12 protein-coding genes and 1 tRNA gene are annotated in these 19,896 nt (G+C 36.5%); 7 read left to right on the plus strand and 6 right to left on the minus strand.

Annotated features, from left to right (window positions below; genetic code table 11):
- Positions 1-210: 210 nt before the first annotated feature.
- From IPM92_11575 to IPM92_11600, 6 genes are all read left to right on the plus strand, one after another.
- Entirely contained in the window at positions 211-3,321 is a 3,111-nt protein-coding gene (locus tag IPM92_11575; protein MBK9108974.1) for a T9SS type A sorting domain-containing protein, read from the plus strand.
- A gap of 44 nt (positions 3,322-3,365) precedes the next feature.
- Positions 3,366-7,151 carry an HYR domain-containing protein gene (locus tag IPM92_11580; GenBank protein MBK9108975.1) on the plus strand — a complete coding sequence of 1,262 codons (3,786 nt, stop codon included), beginning with the start codon at positions 3,366-3,368 and terminating at the stop codon, positions 7,149-7,151.
- 645 nt (positions 7,152-7,796) lie between these two features.
- A complete protein-coding gene (locus IPM92_11585) occupies positions 7,797-11,759 on the plus strand; it encodes a T9SS type A sorting domain-containing protein (GenBank protein MBK9108976.1) in 3,963 nt (1,320 codons plus the stop codon).
- Positions 11,760-11,924: 165 nt separating this feature from the next.
- Entirely contained in the window at positions 11,925-12,335 is a 411-nt protein-coding gene (gene ruvX, locus IPM92_11590) for a Holliday junction resolvase RuvX (protein MBK9108977.1), read from the plus strand.
- A gap of 12 nt (positions 12,336-12,347) precedes the next feature.
- Complete coding sequence (def, locus tag IPM92_11595; protein ID MBK9108978.1) at positions 12,348-12,896, plus strand: peptide deformylase; 549 nt, start codon at positions 12,348-12,350, stop codon at positions 12,894-12,896.
- Between the two features lie 133 nt (positions 12,897-13,029).
- Positions 13,030-14,295, plus strand: a complete 1,266-nt coding sequence (locus tag IPM92_11600) for a T9SS type A sorting domain-containing protein (protein MBK9108979.1) — start codon at positions 13,030-13,032, stop codon at positions 14,293-14,295.
- A gap of 224 nt (positions 14,296-14,519) precedes the next feature.
- On the opposite strand, the gene IPM92_11605 is transcribed toward IPM92_11600, so the two are convergent.
- The 4 genes from IPM92_11605 to IPM92_11620 all read right to left on the minus strand — a co-directional run bounded on the left by IPM92_11605 (position 14,520) and on the right by IPM92_11620 (position 16,024).
- Entirely contained in the window at positions 14,520-14,621 is a 102-nt protein-coding gene (locus IPM92_11605) for a GIY-YIG nuclease family protein (GenBank protein MBK9108980.1), read from the minus strand.
- Positions 14,622-14,785: 164 nt separating this feature from the next.
- Positions 14,786-15,055 (minus strand): GIY-YIG nuclease family protein, encoded by a 270-nt coding sequence (locus IPM92_11610; protein MBK9108981.1) that lies wholly within the window; start codon positions 15,053-15,055, stop codon positions 14,786-14,788.
- A 7-nt stretch (positions 15,056-15,062) separates the two neighbouring features.
- Positions 15,063-15,150: transfer RNA gene (locus IPM92_11615), tRNA-Ser, on the minus strand.
- Positions 15,151-15,247: 97 nt separating this feature from the next.
- Positions 15,248-16,024, minus strand: coding sequence for a TatD family hydrolase (locus IPM92_11620; protein MBK9108982.1), 777 nt, complete (start codon positions 16,022-16,024; stop codon positions 15,248-15,250).
- On the opposite strand from IPM92_11620, the gene IPM92_11625 reads away from it, so the two are divergent.
- Entirely contained in the window at positions 16,023-16,643 is a 621-nt protein-coding gene (locus tag IPM92_11625) for a ribonuclease H family protein (protein MBK9108983.1), read from the plus strand. The two genes, IPM92_11620 and IPM92_11625, sit on opposite strands and share 2 nt — an antisense overlap.
- 15 nt (positions 16,644-16,658) lie before the next feature.
- Here IPM92_11625 and IPM92_11630 read toward each other — a convergent pair whose 3' ends face one another.
- The gene (locus IPM92_11630) at positions 16,659-17,384 is read right to left on the minus strand and encodes a polyprenol monophosphomannose synthase (protein ID MBK9108984.1); all 726 of its coding nucleotides are present in this window, start codon (positions 17,382-17,384) and stop codon (positions 16,659-16,661) included.
- A gap of 66 nt (positions 17,385-17,450) precedes the next feature.
- Positions 17,451-19,838, minus strand: coding sequence for a transketolase (locus tag IPM92_11635; protein ID MBK9108985.1), 2,388 nt, complete (start codon positions 19,836-19,838; stop codon positions 17,451-17,453).
- Positions 19,839-19,896 lie beyond the last annotated feature (58 nt).

The raw sequence follows: 19,896 nt of genomic DNA on the forward strand, positions 1-19,896 counted from the left end.
TAAATCTCACATCCTAGAAACATCTCCCATTTCAGTAATAATCCCCACGACAGTAAGCAGACTTTTAGCGCTACTTACTAAAATTGTCTATTTCTTTTATCCGGTTTAGAAATAAACTGTAAGCAGATTTATAGACTTTATGAGCTGGTAAAATCCGGCATTCATGAATAGCTGGTAGCATTTGTCAACGATTACTGAAACTCAGCGAATATGTGCACCATAGACTCTTTAGAAAGAATTTGGCAAGTATTGAAATTTCCCATGTCCTCTTGGTCTGTCCTGATTGGATGTTTACTTTTGTCCGTTCAGGGCAGATCCGTTGCATTCGAGGTGGTAAAGAATGATGCAGCTTTTGCCATAAATGTCCAGGCTCCTGCTGATATTACCATTCACATCAGAAGTCTTTCCAGGTGTGATACCACTATTCAACTTCCGCCAGCGACTTTTAGCGGAAATTGCAGTCCAATACTCACATTTCAGACTTATAGCACATATGGAAGTTTAAGTTCCAATGGTGGCTTGTTTTATTTTACTCCCGGTGTCTTTAAAGTGTATTATAGAATTGAAGATAACTGCCGTATGTCGGGTCTCGATTCCATGACAGTAACCATACACGATGCAGAATTACCCCAAGTCGTTTGTGCACCTGCACAATCCATAAGTTTAACTGAAAGTGGATTCGCAGAAGCTCCTGCTTATATTTTTGATGGGGGTTCTTCAGACAACTGCCATCATCTATATTTTAAAATCAAAAGGATGTTTGCCACGCAGATTGTTGATTGTATTTCGCCAAACAATCCAGCGAACGCTTTTGATGATGTTGTTCGTTTTTGTTGCGCTGACGCAGATTCATCTCGCATCTTATTAATCTTAAGGGTCTATGATGTATTTCCGGGTTATGGTCCTGTAAGTGATAGTTTGTTAAGAGGGAGGTACATAGATTGTATGGTTGAGGCTTTGGTTCGCGATAAAATTCCGCCGGAAATAATCTGCCCTCCTAATTTAACGGTTCAATGTGGAGTCCATTTGGACAGCTTATTGAAGAAAGCTCATGTGCATTTATTTGATAATTGCGGTTTGCTGGATATTGATACTTTGGATGAAGATAATTTGGATGCTTGCGGTTCAGGTACTTTTATACGGTCTTACATTGCTGAAGACAGACATGGTCTGATTTCAGAATGCAGACAAACCATAACAATTAACAGAACTCACAATTTTGATGGTTTCAATCCGGCACATTTGACCTGGCCCCCACATACGATGATATATGCATGCAGAGTAGATTTGGATACAATCCATTCTGGTGCTCCTATTGTAAATGATGATAAATGTGCACTCCTACAGATAACCAGTCAGGATGATGTCTATCAATTTAATCATGGGGGCGTTTGTGCAAAAGTATTGCGGCATTGGAAAGTTATCAATTGGTGTAAATACAATCCTTTATTCCAGCCGAATCCAAGAGTTCCGGAAAATGGTTATTATGTATATACTCAAGAGATAAAAATATTTGATACGATTGCGCCAGTTTTATTTGGGGTGAACGATACCATAGTCGGAATCCAAACTTCAAATTGTGAAGCCGGGAATGTCATTCTTCCGGATATTCAAGCAATGGATTGTGGAAGCACCGGAAATATCAGCTTCCGGTTTGAAGTTGATTATTTTTCTGATCAAACCATAAACAGGGCCGGTAATGGAAAAAATGCAAGTGGATTATTTCCGGTGGGACGTCACCTCATAAACTATTTTGCTAAAGATTCTTGCCACAATGAAGGGTCTATCCAAATTCAAATTGAAGTAAGAGATTCAAAGAACCCTTATGCAATTGCAATGTATGGTGTTTCTTCGAGCCTGACCTTAATGGCAAACGGAGCCATGACTTCGGTAAACGCTAAATTGTTTAATAATAAAAGTAGCGACAATTGTACTGAAGCGAAGAATCTAAGATATTCTTTTTCTTCGGACATGAATGATACTATTCGGATATATACCTGCGATAGTATTGGCAAAAGGGAAGTCAAACTTGTGGTTTGGGATGAAGCAGGAAACAGCAGTGAAGTCTACACTTTTATTGTGATCGATGATGTATTTTCAAATTGTCCGACATCAATCCAAAAATATAATATTATAGGCAGCATTACCACCAAAAATAATCAAGCCGTCACGGATGTTCAAGTAAAATTCACATCTTCTCAAATTGAAAAAACGGTAGAAAGTAACCGGACAGGTAATTTTATTTTTTCAGATATACCTGGAAGTGCACAGGCGCAAATTTATTCATCATTATCTAAAAATTACGCCGACGGTTTATCTACAGCTGATATCATTCAGATTCAAAGACATATTTTAGGTATTGAAATTTTCGACGATCCTTTGAAACATATTGCTGCAGACATCGACATGAGCGGCACTGTGACAACGAGGGATGTTGTTCATTTGAGAAATTTGATTTTAGGTAGGGTAACTGAATTAGCTCATAAAAAGAGTTATGTTTTTATAAATCCTGAGTATGTTTTTCAAGATAATTTATTTCCACTTCCGGAAATTGATGCTTGCCAGTATTTAATGATTCAAAATATCTTCGAAGATAAAAAAGTTAGTATTCAGGCTATAAAACTCGGAGATGTGAATTTGAGTTATTCCGTAAATGGATTTAGTTCTGAAAATGCCATAAAATCAGAAACCGTATATTATCAATTGGATGCTCATTCCGTTAAGTATTATTTGGAGAACCATAGAGATTTGACAGGTGTGCAATTTGGTATTGTTTTAGACGGACTTTGTATCAACGAATTATCCCGAATAAAAAGTTCTCTTCCATTATGGTCTGAAGAAAATTATTCGATAAGTGGAAATGTATTGAGAATTGCATATCATTCTAGTGATATTATAAATTATTCAAAAAATACTCCGTTGTTTGAAATTGAGTTTAAAAATTCACTATTGGAGTGTCAGCCAACTTTTAGCTTTTTGAGAGATTTTGAGCAAGCAGTGTATACACCGGTTTCGCAATATAATATTGAAGGATTGTTACAAATGTGGAATCATTCCACGAATGCTTTTTACATTGAAAATTATGCACCCAATCCATTTGATGAAACTGTACAAATAGAACTGCGTACAAACCAAGATACGCATATCGCAACGGAGATTATTTCTGCGGAGCAAAAAATATTGACAAAGCTTTCTTTTAAACTAAAACAGGGATTAAATAAGATTGAAATTCCAAGGATTCATTTTGGAGCTCCTGGTATTTATTATTTAAAATTTTCACAGGAGAATCAAGTTCAGCACATTAAATTAATTGCATTATAAAATATTATAAGCATACATTTTTGATTTTTAAAAAATCGACCTTTATGAAAAATCGTTTTATAAATCATCCCATCCCAAAACAGTTGATTCAAGTGTCTGTATTTACTTTAGTATGGATGTTTGGATTCAAATTCTGTAATGATTTGAAGGCCTGTCCTGAGGATTGGCCTTCAACTTACGGAGTTGATAATTTAAGCGATCAAGCTATTGAATTTGCGCAATTAAGTTGTAAAGGACAAGTGCAAATATCTGTGGACCAGAATGGTGAAGCAATAATTTCACCTAAAATGTTGCTGACGGATAATCATGTAAACTACGGAGTGTTTAAGGTATTTGTGGGACAAACAGGTCAAAACAAGGTGTATTGTTCTAATATTGGCAAAACGATAACGGCAACCGTTATTGATACCACAACAGGTATGAGTTGTTGGACAACATTAATTGTAGAAGACAAATTGCCACCAACGATCATTTGCAGAGCAGATACCATTTCATGTGCCAATAATCCTTTTGAAGTTAATTATAGTCAGTTTGTATTTTCTACTGACAATTGTCAAACACATGCAATGCTTTTAGCAGATATGCAATTAGAACAATTTAATTGTTTGTATCCCAGGTATAGTATGGTTATGCATTTGAAATGGATTGCAACTGATCAGTCCGGAAATTCTAGCAGTTGTATTCAGGATATTTATTTTAAGAAGGCAAGTGTAGACAGCATTCAATTTCCACCTAATGACACAGTCTATTGTCCAAATCCAGATTTGACCAGTACAGGAGTTCCAACTTTATTTGGTGATACGGTAAGTCACTTATGTAATCTTGCTGCATCACATGTTGATGATTCGATAATCGTTTGTGGAGGAATGATAAAAATTACCCGTCGTTGGTTGGTTGTTGATTGGTGTACTCGCGCTATGAGATCACATCCTCAGGAAATTCTCGTTTCAGATACCACAAAACCGGATATTGTTTGTCCGAGGGATACTGTTTTATTTACGAGATATAATACATGTACAGCTAGTTACTTATTACCTGCTGCTCAGGTCACAGACGTTTGTAGCGGAAACGCTGGTATTTTAACGGCCATCAGAGTGGATAGTTCTTATGTTGTGGTTCCCGGAAGTATGCTTACCTTAAGTGTTGGATTACATACTTTGAATTATATAGCCATTGACCCTTGTGGCAATTCGGATACCTGCACATCTACAATAATGGTGAGGGATCGAATTAGCCCAAGTTTAATTTGTCCGCCTGGTTTGGTCGTTTCACTTGATCCAAGAGGAAAAATTGCGGTCACCGCTGAATTTATTGCGGCCAGGGGTTTGGTACACGATAATTGTTGCATTGATACGATTCAGATCAGAAGAATGACTGCAGCATGTGGAAGACCTCAGGATACATTATATAGCGATGAAGTTTATTTTTGTTGTGAAGATGTTGGCGATACTTTGATGTTGGTTTTGAAGGCAACAGATTGCAGCGGAAATATGAATTTTTGTATGATTGAAATTTACGTTCAAGATAAAAATCCGGTAGCGCCGCCCATTTGTCCCAATGATTTGGAACTAAGTTGTAGCCAGGATTATACGGATCTAGATCTTACAGGTAGGTATTATGTCATTTCAGCTTGTTTGGACTCCATAGAAAGTTCATACCTGGATGATGTAGAAATTGATAGTTGTAAAAATGGCCAGGTCATTCGAAAATTTTATATTACTTACCCTGATGGGTCTGTTGATAGTTCATGCGTACAACTACTTACAATCTTGAATTATTATAGGTTTGATGTTGCTGATATTATTTGGGCTCGTGATACTATCTTACCTGCCTGTGCGGGGAGAAGTCCGCTTGATTTGAACAGTTTTCCAACGATACCTGAAGATACTTGTGCAAGCGTTTACTTTAATTTCACAGATTTATCCATTGAATTTGATCCCGATAGTTGCGAAATTTTGAAGCGAGTCTGGACCGCCTATTCAGCTTGTACTGGAGAGACTGCTCGAGATACTCAAAGAATTTTATTAGTTAGCCTGGCACATTCTAAATTGACCGGTCCGCGCGACACCACAATTGGAAACGGTTCTGGCGTTTGTTCCAGATTTATAAATTTGCAATCTGCCAGTTTAAGCGGTTGTGATGTTTTTGCTACGATCACGAATTCATTTAACAGCGGAGGTGCCAATGCCAGTGGAAATTATCCGGTTGGTACAACAAAAGTTATTTTTACAGCTGAGGATTCTTGCGGAATCATATATGATACAACAACTGTAATAGTCGTTGACCTTGAAAACCCTGCAGTAGTTTGTAGAATTTTGTTTCTTAATATGAATATTAATGATAGTATTAAATTGACGGCCCGAGGCCTACTAGATGATTATCATGATAATTGTACAGCATCGGATGAATTACTCATTGCTTTCTCGAGTTCAAATTTTAATGATACTTGCAGATATATTACCTGTGCAGATTTACAAACTATTCCGGATACATTCTTTTTTACGGTTTTTGTAAAAGATTCTGCAGGAAATATCGGTAGCTGTATTGCCAGGGTTCATGTATTTGACCCAAATAATCATTGTACTACTGCCGTCAGAATCGGAGATGTAAATGGCATCATAAAAAGTACGGCCGGACTACCTATGTCTGGAGTGCAAGTATATCTTGATGGTCTGGGTCAGGAAAGAATGACAGATGATTTGGGCAATTATCATTTTAATAGAATTATTACGAATAAGCCTTACAGATTACAAGCGACCCACAATAAGGATTGGACTTATGGTTTAAGCACGCAGGATATTGTTCTCCTGCAAAGACATATATTAGGAGTAGAAGAATTTAATAATCCATACCAATGGATTGCAGCAGATGTCGATAAAAATGGAAGATTAACTACTGCAGATATTACCTGGATAAGGAAACTTATTTTAGGAAAAATTGATAATGTTCCAGTTAATGAGTCCTGGAGATTTATTGATGAAGCGTACAAATTTGTGAATGTATTAAATCCATTAGCAGATCAAATTGATAAGGGTATTCTATTGGATGGATTTTGGCAAGATTCACTGATCAATTTAAGAGCCATAAAAGTTGGGGATATCAGCAATGAAGTTTCAAACTTTGATGAAGGCATGGAAGATCGACTTCGGAAAGTTGGTTTGAACATGATGAATAAAAAGTATTCAAAAGGTGATCTTATCCAATTGGAGCTACAAACAGATAAATCCTTAAACGCAAGTGGAATACAGTTTCATTTGCAAATAGATCCGAAATATTTAGAGCTATATCAGTTGCAACTTTTTATAGACGGGAAAGAAAACAGAAACTTAACTGAAGATGAATACAATTTTGAGGATGGAAAACTAAAAGTATCACTGATATCCAATGAAGATGTTTTCCATTGGAACTCAGGAGAGCCTGTGATTCGTTTTGTATTGAGAGCGAGTAGAAGTGGTATTATTTCTGATGCCATTCGTCCGGGTAATGAATTGCGGAATGAAATATTTCAAGACGGGGACGTTCCAACTCCGATCTTATTTAGTTTTATAGAAGGTGTTGACGAAATTCCGAGAATCAGTGAGTGGTTTGCAGATCCTAATCCATTCAATGAGCTGTGTAGAATGCGCTTCCATTCGAGCTCCCGCGGGCAAGCTAACTTTTATGTATTTGAATTGAGTGGAAAGATATTGATCCAAAAGATTATTCAGGTACATAAGGGAATGAATGAGATTTTAATTGAATCAAATGAATTGCCTGGCGAAGGAAGTTTTATCTATTATTTCAAGAGTGGAGATGCAGTTGAGCAGGGAAATTTGATAAAGATGCCATAAATCGCAAGTAAATAGCGCAGAAATGTGATTTTTGGAATACAGTCTAATATTTTAAAAATAATTCATTTAAAAAAAGCTGATATTCAAATAAATATATATTATAAAATAATATAATATAAAAAATTACCTCATTTATTAGTGTAAAATATATCCAAGCCCTTTACATTTGCCATTGTATTACGATTATCCGCTATTTATAATACGCTGAAACAAAATAGTTAACAAATAGTTGGTAATTTGAATATATATTCTACCTTTGCGGTAGTAAGTTTTTTATCCCAACCAAAGAATTGTAAAGATCCTCTCTTTATTACAAGCATTTTAGCTTACCATCCAACCCAATGATTTTAGACCCTCTAGGCTCTTCCTTTGAAGAACCTAAACAGATTCAATTTAAATCTGTGGTTATCTGAGGAAGAATAAAAATGTTTTTAGCAATTGCTGAAGTATGGCACTTCGGTAAGACTGTATATGCATTTATTATTTTTTAACAACTAAATAGAGGATCTCATGGAGAAAACGAACTTTACGTTTGACTTCCGCAGATTAAAAAATTTTCATTCAGGTTCACGCCTGTTTTTTTCTATCTGCCTTGTGTGGCTGGTAGTATTTAATCCCACCAGAACACTCCAAGCCCAATGTTCAATGGCTTGTAATTCACTTATTCAAGTATCATTAGATGCAAACTGCCAAGCTACGGTGACAGCTGCCATGATGCTTAATGACACCTTAACGGCTTGTCCCAGCGGACAATTCACTGTTAGAGTTTTAAAATACGACATCCCGATTCCTACCTCACCGGTAGTAACCGGAGCTTATGTTGGTGAAACTTTAAAAGTTGAAATTCGCGACAACATTTCAGGAAACAGATGTTGGGGTTATGCAAAGATTGAAGACAAATTGCCGCCCACAATTGAATGTGCACGCGATACAATTCCTTGTTTTGTCGCATCAACATATGCTCCTTATGCATATGATGGTTGCGGTTTAGACACGGTTATTTTAACCGATGAATTAATTATGCCACTAAATTGTGATAATCGATATATCAAACAAGTCGTTCGCAAATATGTAGCTTATGATATTTGGGGTAATAAATCGCCAGTATGCAGCGATACAATTTTGTTGAAGCGATTTGATACGGCAAGGGTGATTTGTCCTGAAAGTCATACCATTGCTTTAGGCAATGCGATCAATTGTAAAGATATTCAATACAATAGAATCCCGCTCGATAAGAATGGCCATCCCCACCCCGATTATACAGGTGTTCCTCAATATTCTGATACCGTTTCAAAATCGCCTTTGATTATTGAGACCATCGATATTTGGCCTGTGCGTGATATTTATTGCAATATCGCGGTGACTTATGAAGATATTGATTTAGGGGTTATCAATTGTGTACAAAAATATATGAGGATGTGGACCATCAGGGAATGGTGGTGTAACTCCGAAGTTGTACGTGTCTGTATGCAGTTTATTGAAGTTGTAGATCGCGAAGCACCATATGTGCACGCCCCTTATGATTTTGAAGCAACAACTGATGGCGGATATAAATGTCAGGCAACTGTAAATATACCTCCGGCAATCGTATTTGATTCTTGTAATAATAGAGATGTACGCGTCGATTTAGTGTATCCAGGCGGAATCAAGAATAATTCTAATGGAGGAGTTGTTGTTTTACCTGTTGGAGTAAATAAAATTTATTATCGTGCTTATGACAAATGTTATAATCTCGGCGTAGATTCTATACTCGTAACTGTATTGGACAAAACTGCACCAGTTGCAATTTGTGATCGGGAAACAGTTGTATCACTATCTATTTACGGGACAACACATGTTTATGCAAAAACATTTGATGATGGAAGTTATGACGACTGCCATATTGATTCATTTCTGGTAAGAAGAATGGACAATGGTGCACCTTGTGGTCAGAACATTACATGGTTCAGACCATATGTGGAGTTCTGTTGTGCTGATGTTGGTCAAACAAGAACTGTCATATTCCGTGCAAAAGATAAACACGGTAACTATAATGATTGTATGGTGCAAATAGAAGTACAGGATAAAATTAAGCCTACCTGTCACCCACCTAAAGATCTTACAGTTTCATGTGATTTCCACTTCGATATAAATGACCTAAGTGTTTTTGGAGTCATGCAAACAGATTCTGCATACTTTAATAAAGCAAGATCATTAACTTATAAAGGTGCAGGAGGAGTTCCTGTGACCGTTAATTTCCATGATGGTTTTGCTCATGACAATTGTGAATTTGACATCGATCCAAGTCATGTTGATTATAGAACACAATGTAATGTTGGATCGATCGTAAGAACATGGGTTGTTAGTGATGGAAATGGATCAGAGACCTGTACTCAAACCATCACATTTGTGAACTTTAATCCATATAACTTCAGCAATATTTGGTGGCCACGTGACACAACTCTTTACATGTGCTTAGATCCGGATAGATTAACTCCGGACTCATTAGGTCTATTTCCAATTCTGCACAATGAAACCAAGTGTGATTTGTTAGGAATAAGCTCACAAGATCATTTATTTAGAATTGTCCAGGGTGGCGATGCTTGCTATAAGATTATCCGTAAATGGAAAGTCATTGACTGGTGTCAGGTTGTGTACACACCATCAGGTGCGCAATTTCAGGTAGCCACACATGATCAAATCATTAAGGTGAATAACTTGGTTGATCCTACTTTGGATGCTATTCCAACACAGGATACTACAGTTTGTACGCTAGATTCTTGTACGAATGGTTTTATAAGCCTCGTAGCACACGGATCAGATGATTGCACACCAGGTGATGAACTCGCTTGGGAATATTTGATAGATCTGGGTAATAATGGAACATTTGATATTATCAGATCTGGGGTAGGCAATTTTATTGATGCAACCGGAAGGTATCCATTAGGTACGCATAAAATAAAATATGTTTTTGAAGATCGTTGCGGAAATAAAACTGCTGAGGAGCGTTTGTTTACGATTCTGAATTGTAAAGAACCAACACCTTATTGCATCAATGGAGTTGCGATTGATTTGATGCCTTTAGATACGAACAGAGATGGACGTATCGACTGGGGTATGATTGAAGTATGGGCAAATGATGTTGATCAGGGAAGTTATGGAGCATGTAAAAATCCAATCGTACTCAGCTTTTCCAGCGACACAAATAATAGATCGATTGTATTTGATTGCAATACTTTAGGTCAACAAACCGTGCAAATGTGGGTAACGGACAGATTAACAGGTAAACAGGCTTATTGTAGAACTTTTATTGAAGTTCAAGATAACAATAAGGCTTGCGGACAAACATTGCAAAGTGGAACGATCAATGGTTTAGTTTCCAATCGCGAAGACAATCAGTCTATGAATGATGTTGAGGTGAGTCTTGTAGATCAGAATTCGCAGGGCAAACCAACGGTATCAAAAGTGATCACTACAAGTAATGGACAATATGCATTTTCAAACATGCCGTTGAACAATGGAAATTACAATGTTGTAGCTTCCAGAAATGCGGATCCATTAAATGGTGTTTCTACTGCTGATATTGTGAAAATCCAAAGACATATTCTGGGTATTGAAACATTGACATCTCCTTACAAAACTATTGCGGCGGATGTAAACAATGACTTGAATATTACCTCAAAGGATATTGTTGAATTGAGAAGATTAATACTTGGAATCAATTCGAAATTTGCAAACAATGAGAGCTGGGCGTTTGTGGATGCTGCTTATCAGTTTAGCAATGCAGGTGATGAAGTATTGAAGGAGAAATGGCCAAGAAGTTACAAAATTGATCCTTTCAATAAAGACATGAATGGAATTGACTTCAAGGGAATAAAAATTGGAGATATTACCGGTAATGCAACTGCAGGATTTGGTGCGGTGACAACAAGAGGAAACAATACTACCTTGGAATTGATCACACAAGAAATGACATTTACATCCGGTTTGGATGTGGTTGTGCCTGTCAGTGTATTAAATAATTACGGATTAACTGGTATGCAGTTTACGATTCAGTTTGATCCAAAAGTACTTGAATTTGTAGATGTTCAATCAGCGGCTTGTAGCCTAAACCAAGATCATTTAGGATTGGTTGCGCTTGGCCAAGGATTGGTCACCTTAAGCTGGAACACTAATGTTGATTTCGACGTCAACAATGGTGATAAATTATTCACGCTTAAATTCAAGGCTCTTTCACAAGGTAATCTCTCAAATGCACTACAATTTAATTCGATAATTACTCCTGCATTAGCTTTTAATGCAGAAGTTGAAGATATGGATCTCAAGTTGGGATTCAGAAACCAAAATGGTACAGTGAAGACTCATCAAGGAATCATTGTTTACCAAAATCAACCCAACCCTTTCTCTGAGTTCACGATTGTTGGTTATGAACTGCCAGATGCAGCTCAAGCAACGATTACGGTTTATGATCTCAATAGTAAAGTTCTGCACAAGAGTGTTATGAACGCAACTAAAGGATATAACCAGTTTGAACTCAATACATCACAATTAGGAGCAACAGGAGTTCTGTTCTACCAATTGGATGCGGCCGGTTATACCGCGACGAAGAGAATGGTTGTCATCAAGTAAGGCTAAATTCGTTTTGTTCTAAAGAGTTTACTGTTTTTGGGATGGGACCCCTCTCCATAAAAGTTATGGAGGGGGTCTTTTTTTTTAAGTAAGCGATCAAACTATCGCTTACCGTTCCTGTTCTTTATCAGGAAGGAGATAGTTATCTTTGTATATAAATTGAGGATGTCGCGGATACTGGGAATTGATTACGGAATTAAACGATGTGGATTGGCTGTAACTGATCCTATGCAATTAATTGTGAGTGGACTTGACACCATTTTTACCAATGATTTGAAAGATTTTGTGCTCGCATACAATACAACAGAGAATTTACATAAAATTGTACTTGGCAAACCTGTGCATAAAGATGGAACGGACACATTTTTAATGTTGGAAATTGAAAAATTCTCTGAATGGGTACTTCAGATGTTGCCAAATGTTCAGATTGATTTTGTGGATGAACGAAATACTTCGGTCGCTGCCAAAGCTGCAATTTTGGAAAGTGGAGTTAAAAAAAAGGATCGAAGAAATAAAGCATTGGTCGACAAGGTAAGTGCAGTTATTATTTTACAACGATATTTAGGACATTATTGAATATTAAATTTTATGGTTCTTCCAATAGTTTTATATGGGAATCCGGTTTTAAAATTGGTATCAAAATCCATTGACCAGAACTATCCCGATCTTCATCAACTTATCAAAAATATGTGGGATACCATGTATTTTGCAAAAGGAGTTGGTCTTGCTGCCCCGCAAATAGGAATTCCTATTCGTTTATTTGTTATTGACTCTTTGGAGTATTATAAAAAGGAGGACCAAGGCAAAGGGTTTAAGAAGGTTTTTTTGAATGCGCAAATTTTGGATCAACAAGGTCCACAATGGGGTTTTGATGAAGGTTGTTTAAGTATTCCTAAAATTACTGCTGAAGTACTGCGGAAGCCGGTGATAAAAATCCGATACCAGGACGAGCAATTTAAATGGCACGAGGAAGAGTATGATGATATGAATGCAAGAATTATTCAACATGAATACGATCATATTGAAGGTATCCTATTTGTTGAAAAAATTAGCGCAATGCGGAAACGCATTATACAATCGAAACTTGATAAAATTAAAAGGGGAATTGTTGATGTCAAATATCCCGTAAAGCAGTAATTATCTTTTTGCGAAAAGTCAATTACATGACTATTATAGCAGATAATACTTAGAATGTTCAAGTACTTCGAAATTCAATTTGAAATACACTTTCTTTTTTCCAATAAGGGCTATCTTTGTACAAATCTATACCATGAAAAAATTATTAAATATATTAGCACTATTTGTTATATGTATTTTTCAATTAAATAGTCAGTTAAGTAAAATATTCGTACTCAATGAAGGGTCTTTTGACTTTGTCAGCGGTCAAATTACAGTACCTGTGAGCCTAGGCGTGTTTGATGTTAATTCTAAAACTTATCAGCAAATCTCGGAAATTCCAAATGCACGATTTGCATCAGATCTCCTCATTCATGAGAATTCGATTTGGATCGCTGCTGATAAATATTTGATAGAATTCAATTTGAACACATTGACCCATATCCGGACAAAGGAAATTGAAGGGATTAGAAAATTGGCCATAAAAGATGAGTTGATTATCGTGACCCGGGGCGAATATTTAAAAAATTTGAACTCCTACGTGCAAATATTGAATAAAATGGATTTTAGTTTATTGTTTGAAATTCCAGAGACTGAAATGGGATTTACTACCGAAAATATTGTGGTGAAGGATCGTGTAGCATATATAGGGGTAAATAACGGTTTCGTATTTGGACAGGAAGTTGGAAAGATTTTAAAAATAGATTTGGATTCCTTAAAGTGGAATCAAACTATAGATTTGGGTGTTGATGGAAAAAATCCTGAAAACTTAATGCTTTATGAAGATGTATTGCTGAGTCTTAACAATAAAGATTTTACTGGAAGTTCAGTTTCAGTGATAGATTTAAAGAACAATGAAGTGCGGAATCATAATTTAGCCGATGTTCAATCTCTTTGCGGTACATCTACGCTAATGAAGTCTGGTGTAATTTATCAGGAGTTTGGAGAGACTACTTTAGGTCGGTACGATATTACGGGAAATACATCTTCAACATTCAAAGAATTAAACGATGCCGTTTATGGAATGTCATTTTCTGAAAATTTTAATGTACTATGTGCCGGAGTTACCGATTTTAAATCATTTGGCAAGGTGTTCGTTTATGATAAAGATATTAACGAGTTATATAATTTTAATACAAGCATTGCACCCGGATATTTTGCATTTCAAGGTATTTCTGTGAACACAAAACACGAGAATGCATCATTGGATATTACAGTATCGCCTAATCCTGTTTTGGATTATTGCTATATTGAATCCTCTGATAATATTGAAGAAATAACTTTGTTTGATATGATGGGTAGTCAAATTCTTAAGCAAAGTCTTCTTAAAATAAATACAAGGGCGCTTGCAAGTGGTACCTATATCCTTAAAGTAAGATCCAAACATAAAAGCGGAAAAACCCTGCTTGTAAAATATTAATCCAGGAATATTTTACTATAAATATTGCAATAAAAATACAGGATAGATTTCGCGAGATTTGACTGATTTGCATTTCTCAATGCATGATAGCGAGATCAAAAGTAAATTTGTCGCGTTATTCTGATTTCATTTAAATGGACAAGATCACTTTGGCTTCATTGAAGCACGGGTGACTCTATTAGTGAATATTCCTTTTCTGAAGTAAGTCTGGAATAGAATTTTATTTAAGTTAAGGATATCCTATCATCTAAATTGGAAGTATGTCCAATGTAATGAATATCAGCAGATTTTGAATACAAGATGTAAACAAAGAAATGGGTGTTCATAAATCAGCGGAAGGTCAGGGATGCCGACGATCCCAAAAGGTGAATAATAAAATGAAATAGCAACGAAAGTTTGGGATGTCGGCACGCTGACAACAAGGCATGAAAATTTCAAGATGGAATGGAATGAAAAAGCCTTGTTCGTCAGCGTTCGAACCAACGAATGATCAAAGTATATTGTCGGAAGAATATTTTTGGATGAAACTCAAAAGTCTCAAAGTTGAAAGATTCTTTAACTTGAGTTCGAGGGCAAATGCTTGAACTTTAGAGTCTTTTTTTAAAGCGAAAACTAAAGTCCAGGGTCGAAATTTTGAAGTAAAATTTTCAAGACCTTTATTATGACGTAAAACCCTATCATCTAAATTGGAAGTATGTCCAATGTAATGAATATCAGCAGATTTTGAATACAAGATGTAAACAAAGAAATGGGTGTTCATAAATCAGCGGAAGGTCAGGGATTCGAACCCTGGGTACCCTTTTGGGGTACACGCACTTTCCAGGCGCGCCAATTAAACCGCTCTTGCAACCTTCCTCTGGTGCAAAAGTACAAAATTAGCTCGTTTAAAGCTTGATGATTGGGCGGGAATTAAATGGAAAGGCGGCGGAGATTATTAAAAATAGATCTTCACTCAGAATTGAAATAACTTATTTGCGTTTTGAGTAGTTTGTAAAGCTATTTCATCGATTGGGCATTGATAAAATTGTGCAAGAGTTGAAGCAATGATTGGTATGTATGAAGGTTCATTTCGTTTACCCCGAAATGGTACGGGGCTTAAATATGGAGAATCTGTTTCTAATAATATGCTTGATAATGGAATTTTTGAAATCACTTCTTTTAATGGGTTGTTTTTATAGCTAATCGTGCCGCCAATTCCTAAATAAAATCCAAGATCAATAATTTGCTTAGCTTGTTCCAAGTTGCCTCCAAAACAATGAAAAACCCCTGATACTTTGCCATTCTGTTGTGATTGCACTAACTTAATATTTTCATCCAGACTGTTTCTGGAATGTATAATTATAGGTTTACTGCTTGACTTTGCCCATTCCAACTGTGTAATGAAAGCTAATTTTTGTGCTTCCCAATTCGAAAGATCCCAATAGGCATCAGTGCCAGTTTCTCCTATGCCAATAAAAATAGGATTTTGAATTTGTGATTCAAATTCGTTTAGGATATTTTTATAATTTTCTTTTACATCGCAAGGATGAAGACCAATGGTTGCATAACAAATTTCAGGGTATTTAATTTGCAAGGCTAACATGCCCGACATTGAATTAACATCGATGTTAGGAAGGACTATTTTATGTACATTTACGTTTAGTGCATTATTAATGACGGTATCCCTATCATCCTGGAATGCATCAGCATAAATATGAGCATGTGTATCAATAAAAGTCAATTCTTTCATGTCTAAAAAAAACAAATATTATGTTGTTTGGAACGGACATCAGCCAGGGATCTATAAAACCTGGGATGAATGTTTGTTGCAAGTTAAGGCATTTCCCAATGCAAAATACAAAGCTTTTAATTCTGAAATAGAAGCTCGAGATGCATATTTGCAAGTTTATGAATCAAAATCAGTTCCTAAGAAAAGAATCAACAGAGATTGGAGAAATGTCATTCCGGAAAATGCAGTAGTTGTTGATGCAGCTTGCAGTGGAAATCCAGGGGATATGGAATATCGCGGCGTTTTGCCATTTGAAGGGAAAGAAATATTTCATATGGGACCTTTAAAGAAAGGCACAAATAATTTAGGAGAGTTTTTGGCAATTGTACATGCACTGGCATATTTAAAAAAATTGGAACAAAACTCAGTGCCGATATACTCTGATTCAAAAATTGCAATAAAATGGGTAAAGCTGAAACATCCAGCCACAAAACTGGTTTTTGATCATCATAACAAACCATTGCAGGACTTGGTGAAGCGAGCTGTAGATTGGTTACATACGCATCAATATTCAAATCCGGTACTTAAATGGGAAACTGAAGAATGGGGAGAAAATCCTGCTGATTTTGGCAGAAAATAAAGTGCTGTTTGCAAATTATTTTTGACGTTTAAATATTTTAAATCGAAGTTTAAAAACACCTAACAAAGCTTCTTTTATTATAAAAATATTCATTTTGGATTTTCCCTTAATCCTGTCAGGGAATAATATGGGAATTTCTCTGATGGAGAATCCTAACTTGTATGCAGTGTATTTCATTTCAATCTGAAAGGCATATCCAATGAATTGAATGTGATCCAAGCCAATTGATTTTAATACTTCCCTTGTATAACATACAAATCCCGCAGTGGGATCTAGAACAGGCATACGGGTGATCCATCTCACATAAAGTGAAGCTCCTTTTGATAAAAGCAATCTTGAATAAGGCCAATTCAATACCCCCCCTCCTTTTACATATCGTGATCCTACACAAACATCTGCTTTGCCTGTTCCGCAAGTTTCAAATAATTCAATAAGTCTTTCGGGGGGATGTGAGAAGTCTGCATCCATTTCTGCGATACAGGAATAAGGTTTTTCCAAAGCCCATTTGAATCCAGCAATATAGGCTCTGCCCAGTCCTGATTTTCCTGTTCTTTGGAGCAAGTGAACCCGATCTGGATACATTTTGGTGTAATCCTCGACTCTTTGACCTGTTCCATCAGGAGAACCATCATCTACAACCAGGATATCACAACTTATTGGCAATTCAATGACAGCTGTTATAATTGCATCGATATTTTCAATTTCATTATAAGTTGGTATGATGACTAAATTGCCTTTCAATGTACTATTTTATACAATTAACAATGGTTGCTTACGTAAATTAATAATTTCAAGTCTACTCTAAATTTAGCTTCTAAATTTTGATGGATCATAGGATTTCATGATCTCTAATATTACTTCAACAACATCTTCTGAATTAGGTTTTGTAAAATAATCACCAACACTTCCATAAGGCGGTCTATTGTTCTTGGCAGTTATGGTACGAGGTGGGCAATCCAAAAAATTATAAGCAGCTTGAGCTTCTAATGCCTGTTGTAGAATGAAAGCACTTGCACCACCAGGTACATCTTCATCGAGGATGACTAATTTATTCGTTTTTTCAATGGATTTTCCAATTTCATGATCAATATCAAAAGGTAGCAGACATTGTACATCAATGAGTTCAATGGATATATTAAATTGTTTCAATGTTTCAATAGCATGCTGTGCGATCCGAATACATGATCCGTAACTAACTAAAGTTAAATCTGAGCCTGCTTCTAAAATTTCTACTTTCCCTAATGCCACTGTAAATGCTTCAAGGTTGTCAGGTACGGTTTCTTTTAATCGGTAACCGTTCAAACATTCAATGACCAATCCCGGATCGTCGCTTTTTAACAAAGCATTATACATTCCAGCAGCCTGCGTCATATTTCTGGGAACACAAATACAAATTCCTCTTAAAGAATGCAAAAGCATTCCAATAGGAGATCCTGAATGCCAAATTCCTTCGAGGCGATGTCCTCGGGTACGTATAATAGCCGGAGCGGATTGTTTTCCTCCGGATCTATACCTAAGGGTTGCTAAATCATCCATTAGAGGTGATAAAGCATATACGATGTAATCCAGATATTGAATTTCTGCGATCGGACGCAGACCACGCATTGCTGTTCCAATTGCTTGTCCAACGATTGTCCATTCGCGAATTCCACAATCGAAAATCCTGGTTTCTCCATATTTTTCCTGCAGGCCGGCAAAGCCCTGGTTTACATCACCGATTTTTCCAACATCTTCACCAAATGCAAGAAATCGCTTATCGTTTTCAAATTTCAAATCAAAAAACTGATTCAGGATTTGATATCCATTTATTTCGGGCGAATTCTCTGAATATTCTGCGGGTACTTCTTCTACAGAAATTGCAGCGTATTTAGTCTCAGAATATACATCAGTATGATAAATATCATGTGCTATTTCGTATTGATTGCGAAGCCAGGCATTCAAAGAAGGAATCGATTCAGGATAATGGGATGCGATGGAGCACTGCCTCACCAATTCAACGAGTTCGTGAACGGATGGTTCTTTAATTATTTGCAATTGTTTGGCAGCTTCCAGGCAATTTGCGGTAGTTAGCAATTCAATGACTTCATTTTTTAATTGCAAATTCGGTGCAATGAAATTAGACCAAGCTATATTTTTTTCAGCACGGACAAACGACTTGGACAATTCTTTTAATTGTTCACCTTGTTCTTTTGTAAGAATATTGCTGGAGTAAATCCAGTGCTCCATTTTCAGAATGCAATCAAATTCAGCTTCCCATTTTAATCTTTCTTTTGATTTATAACGCTCGTGTGAACCTGAAGTTGAATGACCTTGAGGTTGTGTAACTTCTCTGATATGAAACAAAACTGGAATATGATTCTGACGACATTCTTCGATACCGTCCTTGTAAAGATTCACCAGTTCAGGATAATTCCACGCAGCGCCTCTACATATTTTTATTCCATTGGAATTATCAGATTTTTCAAATCCCGAAAGTGCTATTGAAATGTTTTGTTTTACTGTTTGTAATTCTATGGGGACAGAAATTCCATAACCGTCGTCCCAAACTGATACAGCAAGAGGTGCTTGCATGACTGCAGCTGCATTCATGGTTTCCCAAAATATTCCTTCTGAAGTAGATGCGTCGCCAATGGTGCAAAAACAAACTTCATTTCCATCTTTTGAAAATCCCGAAGACAAAATCGGGTCATCCATTTTACGGTAATATTTAGAAGCTAAAGCAAGTCCCAAAGCTCTTGCCATCTGGCCTGCTGTACTGGAGATGTCTGCGGAAACATTATAATGGCCGGTATGATCCAGAGGATAACCAAATTGATCATTTAATGGCGAAGAAAAATGAGCATTCATCTGACGGCCTTTGCTGAATGGGTCATGATGTGGATCTGCATAAAGCTGAGCAAAATAATCCTGGACTGTACATAATCCGATCGCCATCATAAAAGTTTGATCCCGATAATATCCGGATCTGAAATCTCCTTTCTGAAATGCTCTTGCCATAGCAACCTGTGGGACTTCCTTTCCATCTCCCAAAATTCCAAACTTGGCTTTGCCAGTTAGGACTTCTTTTCTGCCTAACAAGGAACATTCCCTGCTTACCAGACAGATCCAAAAATCTTGAATCACTTCTTTTTTATAATTGCTGAATTCACCGGAAATTGAATCAAGAATATCCTGTATGGGCTTTAGAAGAATCATGATATGTATTTGGAACACAAAAATAAGCTTTTATTTTTAGCCTCTGCGTCTAAGCTCA

Source organism: Saprospiraceae bacterium (assembly GCA_016719615.1).
In the GTDB taxonomy this organism is placed as follows: domain Bacteria; phylum Bacteroidota; class Bacteroidia; order Chitinophagales; family Saprospiraceae; genus Vicinibacter.

Bases quoted from the DNA above. Each gene is read 5' to 3' on its own strand.
- IPM92_11575 (MBK9108974.1), top strand. From the start codon at position 211: ATGTGCACCATAGACTCTTTAGAAAGAATTTGGCAAGTATTGAAATTT.
- IPM92_11580 (MBK9108975.1), top strand. From the start codon at position 3,366: ATGAAAAATCGTTTTATAAATCATCCCATCCCAAAACAGTTGATTCAA.
- IPM92_11585 (MBK9108976.1), top strand. From the start codon at position 7,797: ATGGCTTGTAATTCACTTATTCAAGTATCATTAGATGCAAACTGCCAA.
- ruvX (MBK9108977.1), top strand. From the start codon at position 11,925: ATGTCGCGGATACTGGGAATTGATTACGGAATTAAACGATGTGGATTG.
- def (MBK9108978.1), top strand. From the start codon at position 12,348: ATGGTTCTTCCAATAGTTTTATATGGGAATCCGGTTTTAAAATTGGTA.
- IPM92_11600 (MBK9108979.1), top strand. From the start codon at position 13,030: ATGAAAAAATTATTAAATATATTAGCACTATTTGTTATATGTATTTTT.
- IPM92_11605 (MBK9108980.1), bottom strand. From the start codon at position 14,621: ATGAACACCCATTTCTTTGTTTACATCTTGTATTCAAAATCTGCTGAT.
- IPM92_11610 (MBK9108981.1), bottom strand. From the start codon at position 15,055: ATGAACACCCATTTCTTTGTTTACATCTTGTATTCAAAATCTGCTGAT.
- IPM92_11625 (MBK9108983.1), top strand. From the start codon at position 16,023: ATGTCTAAAAAAAACAAATATTATGTTGTTTGGAACGGACATCAGCCA.
- IPM92_11620 (MBK9108982.1), bottom strand. From the start codon at position 16,024: ATGAAAGAATTGACTTTTATTGATACACATGCTCATATTTATGCTGAT.
- IPM92_11635 (MBK9108985.1), bottom strand. From the start codon at position 19,838: ATGATTCTTCTAAAGCCCATACAGGATATTCTTGATTCAATTTCCGGT.